Origin of the sequence: Salinadaptatus halalkaliphilus (assembly GCF_006543045.1) — an archaeon.
Classification (GTDB): domain Archaea; phylum Halobacteriota; class Halobacteria; order Halobacteriales; family Natrialbaceae; genus Salinadaptatus; species Salinadaptatus halalkaliphilus.
This window is the reverse complement of record NZ_RBZW01000076.1, coordinates 79,595-102,217: the sequence shown is the minus strand read 5'-3', so window position 1 is coordinate 102,217 and position 22,623 is coordinate 79,595. Positions and strand designations below refer to the sequence as shown.

23 protein-coding genes are annotated in these 22,623 nt (G+C 63.2%); 17 read left to right on the top strand and 6 right to left on the bottom strand.

The window, feature by feature from the left end; translation table 11 throughout:
• Positions 1-168 precede the first annotated feature (168 nt).
• The 13 genes from D8Y22_RS20620 to D8Y22_RS20560 all read left to right on the top strand — a co-directional run bounded on the left by D8Y22_RS20620 (position 169) and on the right by D8Y22_RS20560 (position 13,044).
• Positions 169-582: an NADH-quinone oxidoreductase subunit A gene (locus tag D8Y22_RS20620; RefSeq protein ID WP_141466522.1), complete on the top strand. Its 414-nt coding sequence runs from the start codon at positions 169-171 to the stop codon at positions 580-582.
• Positions 579-1,286, top strand: a complete 708-nt coding sequence (locus D8Y22_RS20615) for an NADH-quinone oxidoreductase subunit B (protein WP_141466521.1) — start codon at positions 579-581, stop codon at positions 1,284-1,286. The genes D8Y22_RS20620 and D8Y22_RS20615 overlap by 4 nt, the downstream gene beginning before the upstream one ends.
• Positions 1,283-2,935, top strand: a complete 1,653-nt coding sequence (locus D8Y22_RS20610; RefSeq protein WP_141466520.1) for an NADH-quinone oxidoreductase subunit D — start codon at positions 1,283-1,285, stop codon at positions 2,933-2,935. The genes D8Y22_RS20615 and D8Y22_RS20610 overlap by 4 nt, the downstream gene beginning before the upstream one ends.
• On the top strand, positions 2,932-4,050 hold the full coding sequence (locus D8Y22_RS20605) for a complex I subunit 1/NuoH family protein (RefSeq protein WP_141466519.1): 1,119 nt from the start codon (positions 2,932-2,934) through the stop codon (positions 4,048-4,050). Before D8Y22_RS20610 ends, D8Y22_RS20605 begins: the two co-directional genes overlap by 4 nt.
• Positions 4,047-4,508 carry a NuoI/complex I 23 kDa subunit family protein gene (locus D8Y22_RS20600; protein WP_141466518.1) on the top strand — a complete coding sequence of 154 codons (462 nt, stop codon included), beginning with the start codon at positions 4,047-4,049 and terminating at the stop codon, positions 4,506-4,508. The genes D8Y22_RS20605 and D8Y22_RS20600 overlap by 4 nt, the downstream gene beginning before the upstream one ends.
• Positions 4,505-4,777 carry an NADH-quinone oxidoreductase subunit J gene (locus D8Y22_RS20595; RefSeq protein ID WP_141466517.1) on the top strand — a complete coding sequence of 91 codons (273 nt, stop codon included), beginning with the start codon at positions 4,505-4,507 and terminating at the stop codon, positions 4,775-4,777. The genes D8Y22_RS20600 and D8Y22_RS20595 overlap by 4 nt, the downstream gene beginning before the upstream one ends.
• Positions 4,774-5,220 carry a hypothetical protein gene (locus D8Y22_RS20590; protein WP_141466516.1) on the top strand — a complete coding sequence of 149 codons (447 nt, stop codon included), beginning with the start codon at positions 4,774-4,776 and terminating at the stop codon, positions 5,218-5,220. The genes D8Y22_RS20595 and D8Y22_RS20590 overlap by 4 nt, the downstream gene beginning before the upstream one ends.
• Complete coding sequence (gene nuoK / locus D8Y22_RS20585; RefSeq protein WP_141466515.1) at positions 5,217-5,522, top strand: NADH-quinone oxidoreductase subunit NuoK; 306 nt, start codon at positions 5,217-5,219, stop codon at positions 5,520-5,522. The genes D8Y22_RS20590 and nuoK overlap by 4 nt, the downstream gene beginning before the upstream one ends.
• 1 nt (position 5,523) lies before the next feature.
• Positions 5,524-7,557, top strand: coding sequence for an NADH-quinone oxidoreductase subunit L (gene nuoL, locus D8Y22_RS20580; protein ID WP_141466514.1), 2,034 nt, complete (start codon positions 5,524-5,526; stop codon positions 7,555-7,557).
• Positions 7,557-9,095, top strand: coding sequence for a complex I subunit 4 family protein (locus D8Y22_RS20575; RefSeq protein ID WP_141466513.1), 1,539 nt, complete (start codon positions 7,557-7,559; stop codon positions 9,093-9,095). Before nuoL ends, D8Y22_RS20575 begins: the two co-directional genes overlap by 1 nt.
• Positions 9,095-10,609 (top strand): NADH-quinone oxidoreductase subunit N, encoded by a 1,515-nt coding sequence (locus D8Y22_RS20570; protein ID WP_141466512.1) that lies wholly within the window; start codon positions 9,095-9,097, stop codon positions 10,607-10,609. Before D8Y22_RS20575 ends, D8Y22_RS20570 begins: the two co-directional genes overlap by 1 nt.
• An 86-nt stretch (positions 10,610-10,695) precedes the next feature.
• Positions 10,696-12,192 carry a DHH family phosphoesterase gene (locus D8Y22_RS20565; RefSeq protein ID WP_141466511.1) on the top strand — a complete coding sequence of 499 codons (1,497 nt, stop codon included), beginning with the start codon at positions 10,696-10,698 and terminating at the stop codon, positions 12,190-12,192.
• Positions 12,193-12,237: 45 nt separating this feature from the next.
• Positions 12,238-13,044 (top strand): CBS pair associated ParBc domain-containing protein, encoded by an 807-nt coding sequence (locus D8Y22_RS20560; RefSeq protein ID WP_141466510.1) that lies wholly within the window; start codon positions 12,238-12,240, stop codon positions 13,042-13,044.
• A 424-nt stretch (positions 13,045-13,468) separates the two neighbouring features.
• Here D8Y22_RS20560 and D8Y22_RS20555 read toward each other — a convergent pair whose 3' ends face one another.
• The 4 genes from D8Y22_RS20555 to D8Y22_RS20540 form a co-directional block, all read right to left on the bottom strand.
• Positions 13,469-13,909, bottom strand: a complete 441-nt coding sequence (locus tag D8Y22_RS20555; RefSeq protein WP_141466509.1) for a CoxG family protein — start codon at positions 13,907-13,909, stop codon at positions 13,469-13,471.
• Positions 13,910-13,988: 79 nt separating this feature from the next.
• Positions 13,989-14,213 (bottom strand): DUF7123 family protein, encoded by a 225-nt coding sequence (locus D8Y22_RS20550; protein ID WP_141466508.1) that lies wholly within the window; start codon positions 14,211-14,213, stop codon positions 13,989-13,991.
• Between the two features lie 76 nt (positions 14,214-14,289).
• The gene (locus D8Y22_RS20545) at positions 14,290-14,682 is read right to left on the bottom strand and encodes a fluoride efflux transporter FluC (protein ID WP_246084536.1); all 393 of its coding nucleotides are present in this window, start codon (positions 14,680-14,682) and stop codon (positions 14,290-14,292) included.
• Complete coding sequence (locus D8Y22_RS20540; protein ID WP_141466507.1) at positions 14,679-15,068, bottom strand: fluoride efflux transporter FluC; 390 nt, start codon at positions 15,066-15,068, stop codon at positions 14,679-14,681. The genes D8Y22_RS20545 and D8Y22_RS20540 overlap by 4 nt, the downstream gene beginning before the upstream one ends.
• A gap of 192 nt (positions 15,069-15,260) precedes the next feature.
• Here D8Y22_RS20540 and D8Y22_RS20535 point away from each other — a divergent pair, with 192 nt between their 5' ends.
• On the top strand, positions 15,261-16,166 hold the full coding sequence (locus D8Y22_RS20535; RefSeq protein ID WP_141466506.1) for a cation diffusion facilitator family transporter: 906 nt from the start codon (positions 15,261-15,263) through the stop codon (positions 16,164-16,166).
• Positions 16,167-16,174: 8 nt separating this feature from the next.
• On the opposite strand, the gene D8Y22_RS20530 is transcribed toward D8Y22_RS20535, so the two are convergent.
• Positions 16,175-17,323: a sensor histidine kinase gene (locus D8Y22_RS20530; protein WP_141466505.1), complete on the bottom strand. Its 1,149-nt coding sequence runs from the start codon at positions 17,321-17,323 to the stop codon at positions 16,175-16,177.
• A 137-nt stretch (positions 17,324-17,460) separates the two neighbouring features.
• Between D8Y22_RS20530 and D8Y22_RS20525 the strand changes: the two genes are divergently transcribed.
• The 3 genes from D8Y22_RS20525 to D8Y22_RS20515 all read left to right on the top strand — a co-directional run bounded on the left by D8Y22_RS20525 (position 17,461) and on the right by D8Y22_RS20515 (position 20,061).
• Positions 17,461-18,387: an MBL fold metallo-hydrolase gene (locus tag D8Y22_RS20525; protein ID WP_141466504.1), complete on the top strand. Its 927-nt coding sequence runs from the start codon at positions 17,461-17,463 to the stop codon at positions 18,385-18,387.
• 321 nt (positions 18,388-18,708) lie between these two features.
• On the top strand, positions 18,709-19,383 hold the full coding sequence (locus D8Y22_RS20520) for a TlpA family protein disulfide reductase (protein ID WP_141466503.1): 675 nt from the start codon (positions 18,709-18,711) through the stop codon (positions 19,381-19,383).
• An 87-nt stretch (positions 19,384-19,470) separates the two neighbouring features.
• Complete coding sequence (locus D8Y22_RS20515; RefSeq protein WP_141466502.1) at positions 19,471-20,061, top strand: TlpA family protein disulfide reductase; 591 nt, start codon at positions 19,471-19,473, stop codon at positions 20,059-20,061.
• 17 nt (positions 20,062-20,078) lie between these two features.
• Here D8Y22_RS20515 and D8Y22_RS20510 read toward each other — a convergent pair whose 3' ends face one another.
• Positions 20,079-22,568 (bottom strand): DNA topoisomerase I, encoded by a 2,490-nt coding sequence (locus tag D8Y22_RS20510; protein WP_141466501.1) that lies wholly within the window; start codon positions 22,566-22,568, stop codon positions 20,079-20,081.
• Between the last annotated feature and the right edge of the window lie 55 nt (positions 22,569-22,623).

The window sequence follows — 22,623 nt, the reverse complement described above, 5'->3', positions numbered from 1 at the left end:
TAATGTCTCACTACCGTTTTGTTCAGCCCTCGTCCCTATACAGATAGTTTCTGGTGATTATTCAGGCAGATACTCGCGTCCTGAAGTCGACGCTCGGGCCGTGTTTGGCCGGAAAACGAACAATCAACCCTTATGTGCGTGGGGTTTGAAGCTCCGAACGTTACGGAGATGAACGATTGGATAGCGATCGGGGCACTCGCGCTGGTGGGATTGCTGATACCGCTCGGTATGATGGCGGTATCGTATCTCATTCGGCCGAGCGTTCCCGAAACGAGCAAACGTGCCACCTACGAGAGTGGCGAGGTGCCGACCGGCGGCACACGCGTCCGGTTCAACATCCAGTACTACATGGTAGCGCTCCTCTTTCTCGTCTTCGATATCGAAACCGTCCTCCTCTTTCCGTGGGCGGTCGTGTACCTGGATGCGCTCGAGTCGGACGCCGTCTCGCTGTTCGAGATCATGGGCCCGATGGTCGTGTTCGTCGCGATCCTCTTGCTCGGGCTCGGGTGGGCGTGGCGAAACGGTGCAGTACAGTGGGCACAGACACCCCGCCAGGTGGAAGCTGACCGTGACCGACCATGAGTAGCGACGACCCCAGACAGACGATCCACGACAGTACCGCTCCGTCGACGGACACCCGCGACTCCCGTATCGGCGAGGGCGTCGACGACCGATTCAACTCCAAACTTCGGGAGGCCTTCGGCGCGTCGCCGTTCATCCTCACGAAGTTCGATAAGTTCATGAACTGGGTTCGCGGGAACTCGATGTTCATGCTGCAGTTCGGTATCGCCTGCTGCAGCATCGAGATGATCCACACGTACGCGATCAAACACGACGTCGACCGCTACGGCGCTGGCGTTCCCCGCGCCTCGCCACGACAGGCCGACGTCATGATCGTCCCCGGAACGATCGTCTCGAAGTTCGGTCCCCGCATGAAACGCGTCTACGACCAGATGCCCGAACCCAAGTTCGTCGTCGGCATGGGTTCGTGTACGATCTCCGGCGGCCCCTTCCAGGAAGGGTACAACGTCGTCAAGGGCGCCGAGGAGATCATCCCCATCGACATCCACGTCCCCGGCTGTCCGCCGCGACCGGAGGCGCTGATCTACGGCATCCTCAAACTCCAAGAGCGGATCCAGCACGGTGAATCCGCACCCGTCGTCGTCAAACCCTACGAACTCGAGGAGTTCGGCGACCTGCCCGAGGACGAACTGATACAGAAACTCGCCGGCGAGATCGACGAGGACGATCTGGTCATGCGCTACAACTGGGCTGATTCGCCATGAGCACTGGCATCGAGAAATCCGAGGCCACAGGCGAGGAGGATGCCCTCGAGGCACTCCTCGCTGATCGTGCCATCGCGCACGACGACCACCTGAACGCGCCGGGATTCGTCGTCAACCCGACCGATGTCCAGGACGTGCTGACGGACCTGCGCGAAGAGGCCGGCTACGACCACCTCTCGTGTGTCACGAGCCAGCAGTACGAAGACCGATACGAGACGATCTATCACCTCACGAAATTCGCCGATCGAACCGACGAGGTGAGCGTCGTCGTCCCAACCTCGCTCTCGAACCCGGTTAGTCAGAGCGCCGAGCCGGTGTTTCGCACCGCAGATTGGCACGAGCGCGAGGCCTACGACCTCGTCGGTATCGAGTACGAAGATCACCCGGATCTGCGACGGATCCTCCTGCCCGAAACCTGGCAGGGGCATCCACTCGGCGGGGACTACGACCAGGAAAAACCCCAGCTCGTGACGTTAACCGAACACGAGAATCCGATCCAGCCCGATCACCACGATCAGGAGTCGGACACGATGTTCCTCAACATCGGACCCCACCACCCGGCGACCCATGGCGTGCTCCACGTCAAGACGGTGCTGGACGGTGAGACGGTCGTCGATGTCGAACCCGACATCGGCTATCTGCATCGCTGTGAGGAGCAGATGTGCCAGCAGGGCACCTATCGCCACCAGATCATGCCTTACCCGGACCGCTGGGACTACGTCTCGGCCGGCCTGCTCAACGAGTGGGCCTACGCACGCGCGATAGAAGATATGGCCGATATCGAGGTGCCCGAGTACGCACAGGTGATCCGGACGATGAGTGCCGAACTCTGTCGGATCGCCTCGCACATGCTCGCGCTTGGCACGTTCGCACTCGACGTCTACGGCGAGTTCACCGCCATCTTCCAGTATACGTTCCGCGACCGCGAGGTCGTCCAGGACATCTTAGAGGAACTAACCGGCCAGCGGATGATGTTCAACTACTTCCGCGTCGGCGGCGTCGCCTGGGACTTGCCCGAACCCCGCGAGGACTTCCTTGAGCAGACGCGAGATTTCCTCGACGAACTCCCCGCGAAGGTCGCCGAGTACAACGACATGGTGACCTCGAACGAAATCTTCCAGACCCGGTGTGTCGACACCGGCGTCATCGACGCCGAAACTGTCAAGGACTACGGCTGTACAGGCCCCGTCGCACGCGGTTCGGGCGTCGATTACGATCTCCGTCGGGACGATCCCTACGGCTACTACGAGGACCTCGAGTGGGACGTTATCACCCGCGACGGCTGTGACAACTACGCTCGCGTCCTCTGTCGCATGCAAGAAGTCGAAGAGTCGGCCAAGATCATCGAGCAGTGTGTCGATCTGCTCGAGGACTGGCCAGAAGACGAGCGGACGGTACAGGCCAACGTGCCGCGGACGCTCAAACCCGACGCCGATACCGAGACCTACCGGGCCGTCGAGGCCGCCAAAGGCGAACTCGGCATCTACCTGCGTTCGGACGGGACGGACAAACCCGGTCGGTTCAAGATCCGGAGTCCGTGCTTCTCGAACCTGCAGGCACTCGAGGAGATGTCCGAAGGGGAGTACATCCCCGACCTGATCGCCTCGCTGGGCAGCCTCGACATCGTGCTCGGGGAGGTGGATCGATGAGTGCGGGTACGAGCCTCGGGTTCCCGGCAGCGACGCCGCTGCAGGCCGGCGAGACGGTCCTGTTGCCCGAACGGATCGGCGACCTGACCGGACTCGGCGAGTTCGGTCTCGCCGGCGAGTTGTTCGCGGCCTTCATCGCGGCCTTCATTGTCGCCAACATCATGATGGCGATGACCGGCGTCGCCGGGCCGTGGGCGAAACGAAAGATCACCGCCGCCTTCACGGACCGAATCGCGGTCAACCACCTCGGCCCCGGCGGCATCTTTATCATCGTCGCCGACGCGGTTCGACTGCTCTCGAAGGAAAACATCATTCCGGAACACGCCGACCGCCCGGCCTACGACCTCGCACCGATCGTCATCGCGGGGTCGGCCCTGTTGGGCTTTGCCGTGATTCCGATGGGCAGCGGCATCCACCTTGCCGATCCCGAGGTCGGTCTGGCGTTCGTCTTCGCGGTCGCAGGTATCGCCTCGATCGGCCTCGTGATGGCCGGCTACGCCTCGGGGAACAAGTACTCGATGCTCGGCGGCCTGCGTGCCGTCGCACAGAATATCGCGTACGAGATCCCCCTCGTCGTGACCGGGCTGTCGGTCGTTCTCTTCGCCGGCTCGCTCCGGATGAGCGAGATCGTCGCCGTCCAGAACGAGACGGTCCTGTTTACGATTCCCGGCCTCGAGTGGGCAGTGCCGGCCTGGTACGCGCTGGTCAACCCCTTCGCGTTCGTCCTGTTCCTGATCGCGAACTTCGCGGAGGTCGGCCGGAACCCATTCGACATGCCGGAAGCGCCGGCAGAACTGATCGCCGGCTACCAGACCGAGTACTCCTCGGTGCAGTTCGTGCTGGTCTACCTCGGCGAGTTCCTGCACATCTTCCTCGGTGGGGCGATCATCGCGACGATCTTCCTCGGCGGACCGGCCGGCCCCGGTCCGGCCGAACTCGGTATCGTCTGGTTCCTGCTCAAGATCTGGGCAGTGTTCTTCCTCACGCAGTGGCTTCGATCGGCGATCCCACGCGTCCGCATCGACCACTTGATCGAGATCGGCTGGAAGGGCCTACTGGTCCTTTCCTTTGCCAATCTTGGCCTGACCGCAGCAATCGTGTGGGTGATAGCATGATCGGACTGCTCAAATCCATGGCGACGACGATGAAACACGCACTGGACGGCTCGACCTTCACGGTCGAATACCCCGAAACGGCACCGGACGTCTCACCGCGATTCCGCGGCGTCCACAAGTTCAGCCAGGAGCGCTGTATCTGGTGTCGACAGTGTGAGAACGTCTGTCCGAACGATACGATCCAGATCGTGATGGACGACAAACGGAACGGTGAACAGTACAACCTCCACATCGGCCAGTGTATCTACTGTCGGCTCTGCGAGGAGGTCTGTCCCGTCGACGCCATCCTGCTCACCCAGAACTTCGAGTTCACGGCCGACACCAAGCAGGATCTGGTCTACAACAAAGAACAGCTCAAATCCGTTCCGTGGTACAAGGACATCGATCCGCTCGAGTCCAGAGAACCCGATCGAGGCGCCTGGATTGGTGAGGGCGACGGGGAGGTCGATTACCAATGACCGCCGACCTGATCGCGTTCGCACTGTTCGCAGCCGTGACGCTTGGCAGCGCCGCCGGGGTCGTCCTGCTGAAAGACCCCTGGCACTCCGCGCTCATGCTCGGGATCGCCCTACTCAGCGTCGCGGTCCACTACGTCATGCTGGCCGCGGAGTTCGTCGCGATGATGCAGGTGCTGGTCTACGTCGGTGGCGTGCTCATTCTCGTCACCTTCGCGGTCATGCTCACCCAGCGTGAGGAGACCGAGATGGACGAGGTGGTTCGAACGTGACGACCCGTCCGGAACTCCGCCTCGGCAGCGTCCTCGCACCCGGCCTGCTCGCCGTTGCGCTGTTCGGACTGATGGCAGCGATCGTCTTGAACACCGGCTTCGGCCAGATGGCTGGCTTCCCCGACGATCTGTCGATCGTGTCCGAGATCGGCTACGCGATGTTCGATCTCGAGCCGTTACAATCGAACGAGGGAGCCATCCCCGACACCGAGCCGTTCCTCGCGGCGTTCTTGCTGATCGCGATCGTCCTAGACGCCGCACTCGACGCCTCGCTCGTCCTCGCCAAACGCGAGGACGCGGGCGAACCCGTCTCCCCGCTCTCGAGTCAGGGGCCGTCAGGCGAGACCGATGCAACCGCCACCGACGGCGGTTTCGACACAGCAGCGAGCGACTCGAGCGGTACCGACGAGTTTGACGGCACTCCGGGAGGTGACGCTCGATGACGGTCGCGATCGAGTACTACGTCCTGCTGTCGATGGGGCTGTTCTGTATCGGTCTCTTCGGCGTGTTGACGCGTCGCAACGCACTGATGTTCTTGATGTCTGTCGAGTTACTGCTGAACGCAGCGAATATCAACCTGATCGCGTTTGCGTTCTATCACGGCAACCTTACCGGGCAAGTGTTCGCGCTGTTTGCGATGGCACTGGCCGCGGCGGAGGTCGCCGTCGGACTCGGGATCATCCTGGTGTTGTACCGAAACTTCCGTGACGTCGATGTCACGGTGCCGACGACGATGAGGTGGTAAGATGGAAGGTGTATTCGACTACGCGCCGGCGATTGCACTGTTCCCGCTCGTGGCGTTCGTCGTCGTCCTCGCTTTCGGCACGTACTTGCCGAAGAAGGGGGCGTTGCCGGGTATCATCGCGACCGGGGGCTCGTTGCTCCTGTCGCTCGTGATGGCCGCGGCCGTCGCGAGTGGCGAAGCGTATCACGAGACGCTCTACGAGTGGGCGGCTGGCGACGCGACGAGCGCGACCGGCGTCGAGGGCGTCTCGTTCACGTTCGGACTGCTGATCGATCCGCTAGCGGCGTTGATGCTCGTCATCGTCTCGCTCGTGGCCTTCCTGGTCCACGTCTTCAGCCTCGGCTACATGAACGCCGAGGGCGAGACCGGGTTACCGCGATACTACGCCGGACTCGGGCTCTTTACGTTCAGCATGCTCGCGTTCGTCGTCGCGGACAACCTGCTGATGGCCTTCATCTTCTTCGAACTGGTGGGGCTGTGTTCGTTCCTGCTGATCGGGTTCTGGTTCCGCACGAAGTCCGCACCCTCGGCCGCGAAGAAGGCGTTTCTGGTCACCCGCTTCGGTGACTACTTCTTCCTGATCGGGGTCGTGGCCATCGCCGCAACCTTCGGCACGGTCGCGTTCGCCGGTGACGACTCGTTCGTCACGGCCGCCGAGACCGCCATCGACGGCGGCGATCAGCTGTTCGGCTTCGACGCCCAGACGTGGGTGACGATCACCGGCCTGCTGGTACTGGGTGGCGTGATTGGGAAGTCCGCCCAATTCCCGCTGCACACCTGGCTGCCCGACGCGATGGAGGGCCCGACGACCGTCTCCGCGCTCATCCATGCGGCGACGATGGTTGCAGCCGGTGTCTACCTGGTCGCCCGGATGTTCGGCTACTACGCGCTCAGTCCGACGACGCTCGCGATCATCGCGTTCGTCGGCGGCTTCACCGCACTGTTCGCGGCGACGATGGGCGTCGTCAAAGACGACATCAAGCAGGTGCTGGCGTACTCGACGATCAGCCAGTACGGCTACATGATGCTCGGTCTCGGCGTCGGCGGCTACGTCGCCGGCGTCTTCCACCTGATGAACCACGCCTTCTTCAAGGCCTTGCTGTTCCTCGGTGCCGGTGCCGTCATCGTCATCATGCACCACGAACAGGACATGTGGAAGATGGGCGGCCTGAAAGACAAGGCACCCGTCACCTACTACACGTTCCTCGCGGGCGCGCTCGCGCTCGCGGGTATCATTCCGTTCTCGGGCTTCTGGTCCAAGGACGAAATTCTGTACGACGCGCTGATCGTCGGCCTCGAGGAGCCGGTTATTATGGCAGCCTACGCGATGGGCCTGTTGGCCGTCTTCTTCACCGGCTTCTACACCTTCCGGATGGTGTTTCTCACCTTCCACGGTGAGCCACGATCCGAGGTCGCCGAGGATCCACACCCGGTCGGCTGGTCGATCAAGGCGCCGCTGCTCGTCCTCGGCGTCCTCGCGGTCGTCGCCGGCATCGCCAACCTCGCGCCCGTCGCGAAGCTCGCTGGCGTCGATATCACCTTCTTAGAGCACTGGCTTGACGGTGAGTACGGTGCCATCGAGGGGCTGACCTACACCGCCTACGGCGAGTTGCTGGCCTACGAGACGAGCTACATCGGCAGCGAACAGGTCACCGTCCTCGTCGCGGCCGGCCTCTCGCTGCTGCTGGCGTTCTCGGGTGCCGGACTGGCCTGGCTGTTGTACAACAAACCGGAACCGGTCGCCCACACGGAACGCCTCGGCTCGGCTGGAAAAGTCATCGAGGACAACTACTATCAGGACGAGTACCAGGTCTGGCTCGCCGAAGGACTGACGCTCCCACTCGCTCGAGCGGCCGATCGATTCGACCAGACCGTTATCGACGGGATCGTCGACGGTACCTCGACGGCGAGTCTCTTCGGTAGCGATCGGATACGTCGACTACAAACTGGTATCGTGACCAACTACGCAGCACTGATCGTCACGGGTGTCATCGTCCTGTTGCTCGTGCTCGGATTCCTCGGAGGGTGGTTCTAATGTTGCTCGAGACACTGCTCGCGGTCGCACTGCTCGGGGCGGCGGTCGTCTTCGTCGCGCCGAACCGTATCGCCGGCAAACTGGCCTTTGCGATCAGCCTCGTGCCGGCCGCGATCAGCCTGTGGCTGTTCGCCGCCTTCGACGGCAGCGGGAACGCCTTGCTCGAGGGCGATCTGGCCTTCGAGTCCCAGATGGAGTGGATCCAGTTTGGCGACTACGCGATCACGTGGTTCGTCGGCGTCGACGGCATCAGCCTGCCCCTGGTCGTGCTGACGACGATCCTGACGTCGCTGGCGATCCTCAGCTCGTGGACGCCGATCGACGAACGCGAGTCCCAGTTCTACGGGCTCATCCTCTTTATCGAGGCGAACCTGATCGGCGTCTTCGTCGCGCTGGATTTCTTCGTCTGGTTCATCTTCTGGGAAGCGGTGTTGATCCCGATGTACCTGCTGATCGGCATCTGGGGCGGCCCACGACGGAAGTACGCCGCGATCAAGTTCTTCGTCTACACGAACGTGGCGTCGCTCGTGATGTTCGGCGCCTTCGTCGCGCTCGTGTTCGGGCTCGGTGACGCCGTCTCGAGTTTCGCCCTGCCCGAGATCACGGACGCGATGATCAACGGCGACGGCGTTCAGACGGCGCTGTTCGGTGTCGATCCGACGACGTTGACGGCGCTGGTCTTCGTCGCGATGTTCCTCGGGTTCGCGGTGAAGGTGCCGATCGTCCCTTTCCACACGTGGTTGCCCGACGCCCACGTCGAGGCGCCGACGCCCGCGTCGGTGCTGCTTGCCGGCGTCTTGCTGAAGATGGGAACCTACGCACTGTTGCGGTTCAACTTCACCATGTTCCCGACGGATGTCATCGAGCCGTTCGTGGTCCCGATCGCGGCCATCGCCGTCATCAGCGTCATCTACGGCGCGATGCTCGCGCTGGCCCAGACCGACCTGAAACGGATCGTCGCCTACTCCTCCGTGTCGTCGATGGGCTACGTCATCCTCGGGCTGATCGCGTTCACCCAGTTCGGGGTCGGCGGCGCAACCTTCCAGATGGTCAGTCACGGCCTGATCTCCGGGCTGATGTTCATGGCGGTCGGCGTCATCTACAACGCGACCCACACCCGGATGGTCACGGACATGTCCGGGATGGCCGATCGGATGCCCGTCGCCGTCGGCATCCTGATCGCCGGCGCCTTCGGCTACATGGGACTGCCGCTGATGAGCGGGTTCTACGGCGAGTTCGCCATCTTCTTTGGCTCCTTTGGCTCCGAGTTCCTCGCGTACGCACCCGTCTTCACCGCGGCGGCGATGTTCGGCATCGTCATCGTGGCCGGCTACCTGCTGTTTGCGATGCAACGCGCCGTCTTCGGACCCTACAATCTGGAAACGGAGTACGAGGTGACTCGAGCGCCGCTGCACGACATCGCGCCGATGTTCGTCTTGCTCGGGCTCATCATCGCACTCGGCGTCGCACCGGAGTTGATCTTCGAGATGATTACCGACGCAGTCGATCCGATCATAGCGAACGGAGGTGACCTGTGATGGAACCGATTCAACTGCCGGAGTGGACCGCACTCGGCCCGGCCTTGCTGTTGGCTGCGACCGCCATCGCGTTGTTCGTCGTCGACAGTATCAGCCCGCGCTCGACGAACCGGAACGTCCTCGCGGGGATCGCGACGACCGGCTCGCTGGCGGCACTGGGTGTCGCGGTCTGGTTCAGCATGGCCGGCGTCGGCGCGACCGGCGTCGACGGCTTCGGCGTCATCGAACTGTTCGACGGCCAGTTCGTCGTCGACCAGCTGGCGCTTTACTTCATGATCATCGTCGCGGTCGTCACCGCGTTGGTGGTCGTCGCCAGCTACGACTACATGGCCGGCCACACCTACCAGGCCGAGTACTACTCGCTGGTCTTGCTCGCTGCGACCGGGATGGCGACGATGGCCGCCGCCAACAGCCTCGTCACCATCTTCATCGCCCTCGAGCTGGCGAGCCTGCCGTCGTACGCGCTCGTCTCGATCCTGAAGGACAACCGCGGCAGCGTCGAAGCCGGGCTGAAGTACTTCCTGGTCGGCGCCCTGTCGTCGGCGATCTTCCTCTATGGCATCTCGCTGGTTTACGGTGCGACGGGCTACCTGCAACTCGGTAACATCGCCTCGGTCATCGAGGCTGGCGACGCGGCCGCCTACGACGGGCTGCTCGGGCTTGGCATCCTGTTCCTGATCGGTGGCATCGCGTTCAAGACCGCGAGCGTGCCCTTCCACTTCTGGGCCCCCGAGGCCTACGAGGGCGCACCCGCACCGATCAGCGCGTTCCTCTCGTCGGCCTCGAAGGCCGCCGGCTTCGTCATCGCCTTCCGCGTGTTTACCGAGGCGTTCCCGCTCGAGGCGACGGCGGGCGTGATCGGCATCGACTGGACGGTCGCGTTCGTCGCGCTCGCGATCGTGACGATGACCGTCGGGAACTTCGCGGCCGCGACCCAGGACAACGTCAAGCGAATGCTCGCCTACTCCTCGATCGGCCATGCCGGCTACGCCTTGATCGGACTCGCCGGCCTCTCGGCCGACGGCGGCGAGCTCGTCATGGGTGCGGCGATGATGCACCTGCTGGTCTACGGCTTCATGAACACGGGCGCGTTCCTGTTCGTCGCGCTGGCCGAACACTGGGGCGTCGGACGCACCTTCGAGGACTACAACGGCCTCGGCCGGCGCGCTCCCGTCGCCTGTTTCGCGCTCGCGATCTTCATGTTCAGTCTCGCCGGCATCCCGCCGCTCGGTGGCTTCTGGAGCAAGTACTTCCTCTTCTCGAGCGCGCTCGAGGCAGGCCTGCTGGTCGTCGCCGCGGCGCTGGTGATCAACAGCGCGCTCTCGCTGTACTACTACTCGCGGCTGGTCAAGGCCGTCTGGATTGAGGATCCCGTCCTCGAGCGCGACGCGCTGACCCAACCGACCGGGCTCTACGCCGCGATCGTCGTCGCCGCCGTGATGACGGTCGTCCTGTTGCCGGGCTTCGGTCCGGTCGTCGACACCGCCCTCGAGGCTGCGGCGGCCATCGTCTGATCGGTACCCCGATTTGGAGCCCGCCGTTTTGGCTGTCGTTCGAGGACCCGGTAGTTTTTACCCGTCCCGGTGGCAAGCGCCGGTAGATGGGATTTCGGCTCGTGCTGGGTTGTGGGACCGTGGGTCGACAGATCGTCGACCGGCTTGCCGAAGACGGGGGGACCGATCGACTGCTCGTTATCACTGCCGACGAGAGCGTCGTCGACGCACTCCGTGACGAGAGCATTCCGGCTCGAACGGGCGATCCGACCGATCCCGGCGTGATCGAGGCCATCGACGAGCCGGCGACCGTTTTCGTCGGGGGCGACCGGACCGACGTCAACCGCGTCGCCCTCGAGTACGCACGCGAGCGATTCCCGGACGCGTCGATCGTCGCGTATCTGGGCGGTAATCCGGCTGCCGACGACCGCGCGGTCTTCGAGTCGCTGGCAGACGATGTCGTTGCCGCTGCGGATGCGATCGTTGCCGGCGTGCTGGCGGAAGCGACCGGTCCGACGACCGAAGCGACGGTGTCGCTTCGCCAGCAGTTGCTCTCGATCGACGGTCGACTCGCCGTCGTGATGCACGACAATCCCGATCCCGACGCCATCGCGAGTGCGGTTGCACTCGTCGATATCGCCGAATCCCTCGGTCTCGAGGCCGACGCCTGTTACTTCGGTGAGATCTCCCATCAGGAAAACCGAGCGATGGTCAACCTGTTGGATCTCGACTTGCGACATCTGGCGCCCGACGACTCCCTTGCGGACTACGACGGGTTCGCACTCGTCGACCACTCTCGCCCGGGGATCAACGACGGGCTTCCCGAATCGTTGCACATCGATGTCGTCATCGACCACCATCCGCCACGTGGCCCGGTTTCGGCGACGTTCGTCGAACTGCGCGAACACGCTGGCGCGACCAGTACGATCATGACGGAGTATCTCGAGCGCTTCGACCTCGAGATCGATCGGGCGACGGCGACTGCACTGCTGTACGGCATTCGTATCGATACGAACGAGTTTACACGCGAGGTATCGCCGGCGGACTTTCACGCTGCCGCACGGCTCTGGCCCCACGCCGATACGGCGGCCTTAGAGCAGGTCGAGCAACCGACCGTCGAGGGAGACATCTTGGAGACGATCGCTCGAGCCATCAAGAATCGCGTCCACCACGATTCGGTCGCCGTCGCGAGTGTCGGCCAGCTCTCGAACCGGGACGCCTTGCCCCAGGCGGCCGACCAGTTGCTCGCCATGGACGGCGTCGATACGACGCTCGTCTTTGGCTTTCGGGACGAGATGGCGTTTCTCTCCGCCCGCTCGCGGGCCAACGACATCGACCTCGGTGAGACGCTTCGCGACGCGTTCGATCGGATCGGGAGCGCGGGCGGCCACGCGGATATGGCCGGTGCCCAACTCGAGGTCGGTATTCTCGGCGATATCGACGACGAAGAAGAAGTGGAGTCGCTCGTCAGCGTCGTCGAAGAAGTTATCACGGACCGCTTTTTCGAAGCGATCCAGACCCGGCCTGGAACGCCCGTCGGTACGTACTCCCGAACCAGCGAGTGGCTGTTTACGACCGGCGACGAGGCCGGTGATCCGCAGTGACGGCGTCGCGAAAGGTCTTTTGGCGCCCTCCGTGCTATCTTACGTATGGAGGTCACGTCGGACCGGACCAAACCGCAGGTCGAAGAGTACATGACCCGAGACGTGGCCACCGTCTCGCCCAGCGCCACGGTCGGTACGGTCGCAACGCGAATCGCCGAAAGCGACGATCACAGCGGCTTTCCAGTCTGTGAACGCCGCCGCGTCGAAGGCTTCGTCAGCGCTCGTGATCTCTTGCTCGCCGACGACGACGAGCCGATCTTCAAAGTGATGACGACCGATCTGCTGGTCGCCCATCCCGAGATGAAAGTCAACGACGCAGCTCGCGTTATCCTTCGGTCTGGCATCCAGAAACTCCCTGTCGTCGACGACGCGGGCAACCTCGTCGGCATCATCTCGAACGCCGACGTCATCCGCAGCCAGATCGAACGCGCGACACCCGAAAAGGTCGGCAAACTCATGCGAACCCTAGAGCAGATCCACGAGATTGACCTCGAGCAGGAACGGCGGACGGTTCCTCTCGAGGGGTTGACACCGACCCAGGGACGGGTCTACGCCGACGAACTCGAGGGCCGGCGCTACGAACTCGAGCGGGGCCTCGCCGAACCGCTCGTCGTCATCGACAACGGCGGGACGTTGTTGCTCGCCGATGGCCACCACCGGGTACTCGCCGCCGACCGTCTCGGTATCGACGAGATGGATGCCTACGTGATCGTCGTCGACCACGAGATCGACCTTGGAATGGCAAAAACGGCCGACAAAGAAGACCTCGAGCGAATCGACGATATCGAGGTCGTCGACTACGCGCGTCATCCGCTCGTTCAGACGACGAAACGACTCCAGTCCGAAGACTAACGGACGCCGGTTCGAGGGCCAAACGATTGCCGTCCGGCGACGAAACGACTTCGGTCCAAGGACACGCGTGGTTGCTACGAATTGGAGTAGCGTCGTACCGGTGATCACTCGAGTGGGTGCAGCGATCCCCGGTGACGAACGACACCAGTCCGTACGAAGATTGCCGGTGATAGCGGCGCGTGGAACCCTGATGCTTCTATTACAGATGGCGTATGTAGCCCGAGAGGCGACTACGAAACTCGAGATCGAGAGGACGTGGACGAGAGGACGCTCGGTCCCGGGAGCCGAGCGTCGATGGGCCGGAGACGGGCTGGAGATGGGCAATGCCGGAGAGACGTGAAAAGCGCCTATGCCGGCAGTGTCACTTGGGGTTGGCGAAACAAAAAGTCCGCGGTCAGTGCACGCGGATGAGACACCTGCCGTGTCACTCCTCCGACGGTGTCCGGAGGTCGCGCTCGAGCGCTCGTCGAAGGTTCTCGAGTTCGCCGTCTAAGTTGTGCTTGAAGAACTTTTCGACGCCCGGGAGTTTGCCCTCGACGACGAAGTGATTCTCGAGGCGGGAGCCAGCGTCGGTTTCGACGATGTGATGCTCACCGGTGACTTGCATCACCTTCGAGTCACCGACGAACTTGACGTAGTCCGGTGGTTTGCGGGAGACATCTTCGGTGTCGACGGTTACCGATTTTCGAACGAGCGGGATCGGGAGTTTGACGTGCCACGTAACGCGACGGCCGCTGGGGTCGGTAGTGGAGTACTCGTCGACGACGCTGATCGACCGTGCCCGGTTTTCCGGATCGGCGATGAACTCCCAGACGCGGTCGGGCGGTGCCGACAGTTCGAACGATCGCTCGACCCGTACAGTCATGGCTTGACGTGGGGGACTCACCGATAAAAAGGCCCTGGACCGCGATCGGCCACGTCCCGGACCGGAGACGCCGTAACGGTTAACTAACGGTTACTTTCCAGGTCGTCGACCGTGCACGGCCCCACTTTTCGATGTCGATGTCGTCCGATTTTTCGGCGAGATGCGGGAGGCGGGAACCCACCTGTTTCGACGAGAGTCCGATCGCGTTCGCGATGTTTTTTGCCCGGAAGTATCGCTCACCGCGGGCGGCACTCTCGCGGAGATACGAGAGAATCCGCTGCTCTTCGTCGGAGTAGTCGGTCATCGTCCGTACCGGTCTGTTGGTGCTCTGTGCTCTTAACTCTTGTAGCATGATTCCACACTCGAGACTGGCGCGACCCCTACAACGGCCACTGTGTAACGAGTACCCAGGCGAGGGCAATTCCAGCGAGTGCAAGCACGAGGTTGCCACCGGCGATCAACGCCGCGAGTCGACGATCGCCGCGTTCCCAGATCTGTACCGTCTCGACCGAGAACGACGAAAACGTCGTAAACGCGCCACACGCACCGATTCCAAGCAACTGGATCGTCGATTCGGTCGCGCCCGCAAAGACGAGTACCCCGAAGACGAAACTACCGACGACGTTGACCACGAGCGTTGGGATCGGGACGTCTTCGACGGCGGCGTAGCGATAGACCCAGTGGCGACAGATCGCGCCCATCGCTCCGCCGGTACCGACCACGTGTGCCGGCTCGGGATCGAACGAGACGATCTCGAGGGCGGCCACAATCACGATGGCTCACCTCGCAATCGGCCGGCGACGAGCCGCCCGAGGAGGACCCCCACGAACCCGAGTCCGTAGTTCCCGGCGACGATCGCCAGGGCAACCGCCAGCGATCCGGCCTCGGCGATACCGAGTGCGAAGCCGCTGTAGGTCGTCAGCGACGAGAGAAAGCCGGTCGTAAACACGAGTCGCGACTGTCGATCGACGAGCCCGGTGTACTGGGCTTCGTAGACCAAAAACCCGAGTACGGCACAGCCGACGACGTTGACGAGTAGAATCGCTAGGTCCTCGGGGACGATCCCCATCGCGAAGTAGCGGAGGTTCGCGCCGGCGAAACCGCCGACGCCGATCAGTGCGAGCGTCTCGAGTCGGACGAGTGGATGTCGGTCTGGCATAGCTGACTGGTCGAGACAGGGACCGTCAGCCGATCGCCACTCGCCGTGAGGTGTGACGAACGCCGGCAGTTGGGTCAGGCGGGCCCCATCGCCCGGTTACCCGAGGTTCTCACACCAGCGATATGAGATTTGTGGAACGCGGTGGCGTCCAGAAGGAAAAGACCCAAGTTTAGACTGCGTCTAAAACACTGTATGGGTACAGCGCCGGACGGACGACGGCCGTTCACGCGGGCCGCCGCCGTAAACGTCGTCGGCAACGCGGCCAAGATCGTCGTCGAGGGTGCCGTTGGCATCGCTTTCGGCAGCGTCGCCCTCATCGCGGACGCTGCACACTCGGTCGCGGATCTCGTCGCCAGCCTCGTCGTCCTCGTCTGGGGACGGAATTCTTTCGACGATCCCGACGACACCCACCCTCACGGGCACGCCCGGATCGAACCACTGACGGCATTGTTCGTCGGTGCCGTCATCGCCCTTCTCGGGTTGAACCTCCTCTATGAGTCTGCGCGGGGGATCATCGACGGCGTCGATGTCGTCTTCAGTCCCCTGTTGCTCGCCGCGTTGGCGTTCGCGATTGTCGATATGTATCTGGTCTATCGCTACACCACTCTCGTCAACGACACGCTCGAATCGACCGCTCTCGAGGCGCTTGCGACGGACTGTCTGAACGACATCTACACCTCGATCGCTGCCGTCGTCGGCGTACTCGGTGTCTTGCTCGGTATCCCGTTGCTCGATCCCATCGCGGGCGGGCTCGTGAGCCTGCTCGTGGTCTATCAGGGTGTGGAGATCGGTCGGGAGAACGTCGAGTACCTCGTCGGTGCGGCGGCCGATCCACAACAGCGAGCCACGATTCGGCAGACGATCCGCGACCACTCCGATGTCGAAGGCGTCCACGATCTAACAGTGTTCTACGACGGCACCGTCCTCGAGGTCGAGGTTCACGTCGAAGTCGACGGCGATATGCCGTTCCGCCGTGCTCACAACGTCGAATCGGAGCTCGTCGATCGCTTGCGTGACGTCGACGATGTCGGCGACGCCCACGTCCATCTCGATCCCTCGGGTATCGGCGAGTGGAAAGATCAGTCCGAAGAGGTGTAATCGGCGTTCTAGATCGCTGATCGGTGCGTCCGTTCCGTCGGGTCTTTGTCGGTCTCGACGCCATCGACACGTCGTAACGTGACGGCTATCGTCGTTCCGTCCGTTCCACTTGCTGTGAGGTCGACGCTGCCTTCGTATCGATCCGCCAGTACACGCACCAGATACAGGCCGAGACCGTGATTTCGGGACTTTCGTTCGAACAGCCGGTCTCGGCTCTCCGCGTCGATCCCCGGTCCGTTGTCCGTGACGCTGACGACGACGGTCTCCTCGGTCGGTTCGACAGTTACCGCCACACGAGCCGTCTCGCTGTCGTTGTGTTCGATCGCGTTCTCGAGTAGGTTACCGAATAGCCACGCGAGTCCGTCGTTGCCCACAACCATCACTGATGGCGGGGTCGAGAGGTCGATATCGGCGTCGGGATGTCGCACCCGAAATCCATCGACCAGGTCCGTAAGCAGTACCGAGAGATCGATGGCTGGCGCCTCGTCCGACTGTCGGGTCGCCTCGAGCATCCCTCGAACGTCGTCGATGACATCCGTGAGGGCGTCGCTTTCGTGGCGGATCGTCTCGAGGCGCTCTCGAGTTCGGTCGTCGGGGTCGTCCGCAAGCACCAACGACGCGTGGCCGTCGATAATCTGTGCGCTATTCAACACTTCGTGTCGCAGGAGATCGTTCAGATACTCAAGGACCTCGCGTTCGCCCGCGAGTTGCTCGGCACGAACGGATGCGGCGGTTGCTTCGACTTCCCGTTGGATCGCCCGCGCCTCGACGAACCCGATCACGAACCCGCCGACGCCACCGGTCGTGATCGACCAGAGCCCCCAGATCAGGTTACCGGACTGGTCGTACCACGGGTAGGTGACGATAATGACGGCGTTGACGAGGAAAAACCCGAGGCTGCAACCGACCGTCCAGCGTACGATTCGACCGTAGCGTGTCGGCTCGATGTTACTCTGTCCGAGCCGGAACCCGGCCCAGACCAGTCCGAGCGCCGGTACACCGACCGTTACGATCGCCAGGAGGGCCCCGACCATCTCGACTGTCGCCCGAAACGCGACGAGCCAGCTACAGAGGAGTCCAAGCAAGGCGAGCCCGAACCCACTACTCGCCGTCGCACCGTAATCTCGCACAAGTGTGTCGATACTGTCATCACGCATCGTTACAGTCCTCCGACCCGTCCGACCAACTCACTCCTACACCGTCCAACGAAAGTGTGTGTAAAGGGTGTGTCGGTGGCTGCATACGCTTTCCGCCGAGCGGACAGTTTTTACCCCATCACACACAGCACTGTAGTATGGCACCTGGTGACACGTACGAAGTCGACATCGACGGCTGTTCGGATTGTTACTACGTCGATACCGGTATGTACGATACGGCGGCCTACGGTGCAGCCTACGTACTCGACGCCGAACGGCCGGCGATCGTCGAAACCGGTATCGGCACGAACTACGAGTACATCCTCGAGGCGCTCGCGGAAATCGGCATCGAGCGCGACGACCTCGAGGTGATCGCAGTGACCCACATCCACCTCGATCACGCCGGCGGTGCCGGGTTGCTCGCCGAGGCCTGTCCGAACGCCGATGTCTACGTGCCCGCCGTGGGCGCGGGTATGCTCGTCGATCCCTCGCGACTGGTCGCGGGGACGAAAGCCGCCGTCGGCGACCAGTGGCAGTACTACGTCGAACCCGAACCCGTTCCCGAGGATCGGATCGTCGAACTCGAGGATGGCGACGTCGTCGATCTCGGCGACCACGAACTTCGCGTCCACGATGCGCCCGGCCACGCTTTCCATCAGGTCGTCTTCGAAGAGCCGACGATGAACGCGGTCTTCGCCGGCGACGCCGCCGGCATCTGGGTGCCCGAACGCGAGGAGATGAAAGAGACCTCCCCACCCTCGGACTTCGACCTCGAGGGCTGTCTCGCGGACCTCGAGATGCTCGCAGATATCGACCCCGATGTCATCTTCTACACGCACTTCGGTCCCCGGGACGTGAGCGACGATCCCGAACAGGCCCTCGAGGAGTACGCCGAGGTACTCACCGAGTGGGTCGAATCCGTCGCGACAAAACGCGAGGAACTCGAGGACGACGACGCGGTGGTCGAGTACTTCGCACAGAACGCGACCCTGCCCGGTGCCTGGAACGAACGCAAGGTCCAGGCCGAAGCTGCGATGAACACGCGTGGCGTCCTCGCCTCGCTCGACTCGAGCGACGAGGACTGATACGGATTGCTGTAACGATTTACCGGCGCAACCGCGACCCGGACGGCGATTGCGCCGGAAATGACTTACAGTAAACCGTATGAGAGGGATTATCGTCGGCGTTCATAGCGTTCCCGACCGGGGATTGAAACAGGGTACCAATCCCTGCGAGGCGACCCATCCGGCTGGCGACGATACTCCCTATAACGAACCGGCTACCTACGAGGCCGGATTCGATGTATCGATCCGCAGAGTACGTCTGTGCCGCTTTCGTCCCGATGGAGGGTCATCGTCGTTCGAAGTCCATCGGTTACTTGTCACCAGCACCGCAACTGTCCGACAATGGCACCGACCCGTCGTGAACTCGTGACTGCGACCGTTTGTACACTCACACTCACGGGCTGTCTCGAGGACGATTTCACCTCGAGCGACGACGGACGCGATACTGACGACGGCAGTGGCGGTGGTACCAGCGACGGGCGTGGCGACGACGGCTCGACGGAACCGCCGTTCGACATCGCGACGATCGACGCGCCCGGCAGCGAGGCTGGCATCGCGACCGTTCCGCGATCCGACCAGCACCTGCTGGTCAACTTTACCAGAACCCAGTGTCCGACGAGCGCCGGCGCACTCGAGCCGATCGGTGACGCCCGATCGAGTCTCGCCAACCGTTACGATGTCGGTCCGGACGGCGATATCGCCTTTCTGTCGGTCACCGACGCCACCCAGGGACCGACGCCGACGCCGGCGGAACTCGCCGACTGGTGGGCCGAACACGACGGCGAGTGGCCGATCGGTATCGACGAGACCGGCGCCTGTAACGACTACTACGACGTCGTCGGCTTTCCGACGCTCGTCGCGATCGACCCCGACGGCGAGGTCTACTGGCGCACCCGCGGGAGCGTCGAGGCCAACAATATCGAATCCGAACTCGAGCGTGGACTCGAGGCGACGCGTGCCGATAGTGGGGTCGATTCGAACGCGAACGCGTCGGCGTCCGACGGTACCGGCCCGTGACACTGCACGGAGAGATTTTTGCACGTCGATCCCGTATCTGTAGTCGATCGGCCGCCGACGATCGGTATCGGTGGCGAACCATCACGAATGAACCGACGCGAACTCGTCGCCGGCCTCGCGAGCGTGGGTATCCTCGGCGGGAGCGCCGCGATTCTCCGACGGGGGTTCCCCGTCGGAAGCGACGACACCGGGACACCGCCGGAACAGACGACGAGCGACGACCCCACCGACGATTCGGCCCCGCTCGAGCTTCGCACGCTCGAAGTGCCGGGCAGCGACGCCGGGACGATCGAGATCCCAAACGATGGCCTCACGATCGCGGTCGCCTTCTCGCCAGTGTGCCAGCGGTGTCAGGCGTCGATGCCCGAGCTCGCCGCGGCGCGGGAACGCCTTACTGACGCGTACGGCGACGCGATAACGGTGGTCTCGATCACCAACCAACAGACCGAAGACCAGCTTCGGTCCTGGTGGGTCGAACACGACGGCGACTGGACCCTCGCGTTCGACCCCGACCGGTCGTTCGTGACGGCCTACGACATCGCCCGCCATCCCGTTGTCCTCGCGATCGACGCCGACGGAACCGTTCGGTGGGAAGACGACGGCGTCCTCGAGGCCGATCGGATCGTCAGCGAAGTCAGTCACGTCCTCGAGAACGACGGAGACGGGTCGACCGAGTAAACAGGTTCGCCGCCGGATCAGGCTTCGGCCTGCCAGTTTCGCACGCGATCGGCGCTGATCCCGTCGACCGTCTCGGCGACGGCGTCGGGTTCGGCCTCGGTGAGGTCGTCGATGCTCTCGATGCCGGCAGCGGCGAGTTTCTCGACGGTTTTCGCGCCGATACCGTCGATCGACTCGAGGTCCGAGCCACTCTCTGCTTCCCGGGCCTGGAACTCCCGGTAGTTACAGATCGGACAGCCCAGTTCCCAGGGCTCGTCGCCGCTGTGGACGACGAGTTCCGGGAGGTCGTGGTCCTCGCACCGTTCGTCGGTGACCTCGATCTCGCCGCGACGGGGGAGGGGCAACGAGTACTCGCAGTCGGGATAGCGCGTACAGCCGACGAGCCGGGAGCCGCTCTGGAGGGTCTTGATCGCGAGTTCGCCATCGTGTTCGTCGCCACAGTCCGGGCACACACCCAGAACCGGTCCTTCACCCGCGTCCTCGGCCGTACAGAGCGGACAGCCGTGGACGAACGTCTGGCGGCCGGCGAGCATCTTGATCTCGTGGAGGCCGTGGTCCTCGCACTCGTCCTCGAGAATGAGGGGCTTGCCATTCGAGGGCAGCGGCAGGGTGTTCTCGCAGTCGGGATAGCCGTCACAGCCGACGAAGTAGGATCCGTGGCGGCTGCGCCGGACCAGCAGGTCCTCGCCACACTCCGGACAGGGGCCGAGCCGTTTGTCGTCTTTGAGCGACTTCCGGAGGTGATCGCCGATCTCGTCGCGGGAGTCGGCGAGGTTGGCGAAGATGTCCTCGAGCATCTCGCGGGACTCCTCGGTGACATCCTCGAGGCTGGCCTGGCCCGACGCGATGGCGTCCATATCGGCCTCGAGCTGGGCGGTCATCTCCTCGCTGACGACCCGGTCGGCGTAGTTTTCGGCGGCTTCGACGACGGCCATCGCGAGCCGCGTCGGTCGCGGCGGATCGCTCTCGACGTAGCCCCGATCGTAGAGCTTCTCCAAGATGTCGTGGCGGGTCGCTTTCGTCCCGACGCCCATGTCTTCCATCGTCTCGATGAGCCGCGATTGGCCGTAGCGACGCGGCGGCTGGGTTTCCTTGTCCTCGAGTTCGACGTTCGAGAGCGCGAGCGTCTCGCCCTCGTCGACGTCGGGGACGTGATTCTCGGCCGTGCTGAAGTACGGATAGACGTCGTGGTAGCCGGCCTCGAGCAGCCGTTTGCCGTTTGCCTTGAGCCGGCAGTCGGCGACCTCGGCGACGACCTTGAGGTGTTCCCAGACGGCGGCGTCGGCGACGGTCGCGTAGAATCGGCGGACGACCAGTTCGAAAATCTCCCACTCGTCGTCGGAGACGTCGCCGCGGGTCGGAATCTCGCCCGTCGGGTGGATCGGTGGGTGGTCGGTCGTCTCCTCGTCGCCCCGTGTCGGCTCGATTGCGTCGGCCTCGAGCAGCGACGCGGCGGATTCGCCGAGTGCGGAGTGGCCCTCGAACTCCTCGAGCAGTGCCCCGGGATCGAGATCGTCGGGGTAGACGGTGTTGTCGGTACGGGGGTAGGTGATGTAGCCGGCGGTGTAGAGATCCTCGGCGATCGACATCGCCCGCTGTGCGGTGTAGCCGAGTGCGCCGGCTGCGCGGATGAACTGGGTCGTATTAAATGGCGTCGGCGGCTCGTCGGTTCGAGTGCGACGGTTGACGTCGACGACGGTCGCTGTCTCGGCACTCGAGAGGGTGTCGTAGACCTCATCAGCGGTCGCTTCGTCCCAGACGCGTTCGGCTTCGTTGTCGTCTTCGTCGCGGTAGAAGTACTGTGCGTCGAAGGGGTCGGCGTCGTCGCTCTGCTTCGTGAGATCGGCGAACAGTTCCCAGTAGGCCTTGGGATCGAAGGCTTCGATCTCACGCTCGCGGTCGACGATCAGCTTGAGCGTCGGCGACTGCACGCGGCCGACGGAGATGAAGTCGTTGCCGAGTTGGCCCGCCGAAAGCGAGAGAAATCGCGTGAGTGCGGCACCCCAGATGAGATCGATGATCTGGCGGGCTTCGCCAGCCGCCGCGAGGTCGAAGTCCAGATCGTCGGGGTCGTCGAACGCGCTTTGGACCTCGTTTTCCGTGATCGAGGAGAACCGAACCCGGCGGATCGGCACGTCTTCGTCGACGTCGCGGACGATGTCGTAGGCTTCCTTGCCGATGAGTTCGCCCTCTCGGTCGTAGTCGGTCGCGATCGTCACGCGCGTGGCTTTCCGCGAGAGGATTCGAAGCGTCGCGACGATGTCGTCTTTCGTCGCGGTCTTTTCGATATCCGCGTCGATGAGTTCTACCGGTTCGACATCACGCCAGTCGCCGTACTCCGGCGGGAAGTCGACGCCGACGACGTGGCCCGATAGCCCCACACAGCGCTTGCCGCCCCACTCGTAGACGTTGACGCCGTTTTCGCGCGTCGAATCGTAGCTCCCGCCGCTGAGAATGTCGGCGATTCGCCGCGCAGCGTTGTCCTTTTCCGTAATAATTAGTTCCACCGTTGCTCACCTCCGCGATCGATCGATCGCACTCGCCGTGTCGACGACTGCAGTA

Excerpts from the sequence above, each read along its gene's own strand:
- D8Y22_RS20620 (WP_141466522.1), top strand. The coding sequence starts at position 169 with ATGAACGATTGGATAGCGATCGGGGCACTCGCGCTGGTGGGATTGCTG.
- D8Y22_RS20575 (WP_141466513.1), top strand. The coding sequence starts at position 7,557 with ATGTTGCTCGAGACACTGCTCGCGGTCGCACTGCTCGGGGCGGCGGTC.
- D8Y22_RS20540 (WP_141466507.1), bottom strand. The coding sequence starts at position 15,068 with ATGCCAGACCGACATCCACTCGTCCGACTCGAGACGCTCGCACTGATC.
- D8Y22_RS20600 (WP_141466518.1), top strand. The coding sequence starts at position 4,047 with ATGATCGGACTGCTCAAATCCATGGCGACGACGATGAAACACGCACTG.
- D8Y22_RS20570 (WP_141466512.1), top strand. The coding sequence starts at position 9,095 with ATGGAACCGATTCAACTGCCGGAGTGGACCGCACTCGGCCCGGCCTTG.
- D8Y22_RS20560 (WP_141466510.1), top strand. The coding sequence starts at position 12,238 with ATGGAGGTCACGTCGGACCGGACCAAACCGCAGGTCGAAGAGTACATG.
- D8Y22_RS20610 (WP_141466520.1), top strand. The coding sequence starts at position 1,283 with ATGAGCACTGGCATCGAGAAATCCGAGGCCACAGGCGAGGAGGATGCC.
- D8Y22_RS20615 (WP_141466521.1), top strand. The coding sequence starts at position 579 with ATGAGTAGCGACGACCCCAGACAGACGATCCACGACAGTACCGCTCCG.
- D8Y22_RS20550 (WP_141466508.1), bottom strand. The coding sequence starts at position 14,213 with ATGACCGACTACTCCGACGAAGAGCAGCGGATTCTCTCGTATCTCCGC.
- D8Y22_RS20565 (WP_141466511.1), top strand. The coding sequence starts at position 10,696 with ATGGGATTTCGGCTCGTGCTGGGTTGTGGGACCGTGGGTCGACAGATC.
- D8Y22_RS20520 (WP_141466503.1), top strand. The coding sequence starts at position 18,709 with ATGGCACCGACCCGTCGTGAACTCGTGACTGCGACCGTTTGTACACTC.
- D8Y22_RS20515 (WP_141466502.1), top strand. The coding sequence starts at position 19,471 with ATGAACCGACGCGAACTCGTCGCCGGCCTCGCGAGCGTGGGTATCCTC.
- D8Y22_RS20555 (WP_141466509.1), bottom strand. The coding sequence starts at position 13,909 with ATGACTGTACGGGTCGAGCGATCGTTCGAACTGTCGGCACCGCCCGAC.
- D8Y22_RS20525 (WP_141466504.1), top strand. The coding sequence starts at position 17,461 with ATGGCACCTGGTGACACGTACGAAGTCGACATCGACGGCTGTTCGGAT.
- D8Y22_RS20535 (WP_141466506.1), top strand. The coding sequence starts at position 15,261 with ATGGGTACAGCGCCGGACGGACGACGGCCGTTCACGCGGGCCGCCGCC.
- nuoK (WP_141466515.1), top strand. The coding sequence starts at position 5,217 with ATGACGGTCGCGATCGAGTACTACGTCCTGCTGTCGATGGGGCTGTTC.
- nuoL (WP_141466514.1), top strand. The coding sequence starts at position 5,524 with ATGGAAGGTGTATTCGACTACGCGCCGGCGATTGCACTGTTCCCGCTC.
- D8Y22_RS20605 (WP_141466519.1), top strand. The coding sequence starts at position 2,932 with ATGAGTGCGGGTACGAGCCTCGGGTTCCCGGCAGCGACGCCGCTGCAG.
- D8Y22_RS20595 (WP_141466517.1), top strand. The coding sequence starts at position 4,505 with ATGACCGCCGACCTGATCGCGTTCGCACTGTTCGCAGCCGTGACGCTT.
- D8Y22_RS20530 (WP_141466505.1), bottom strand. The coding sequence starts at position 17,323 with ATGCGTGATGACAGTATCGACACACTTGTGCGAGATTACGGTGCGACG.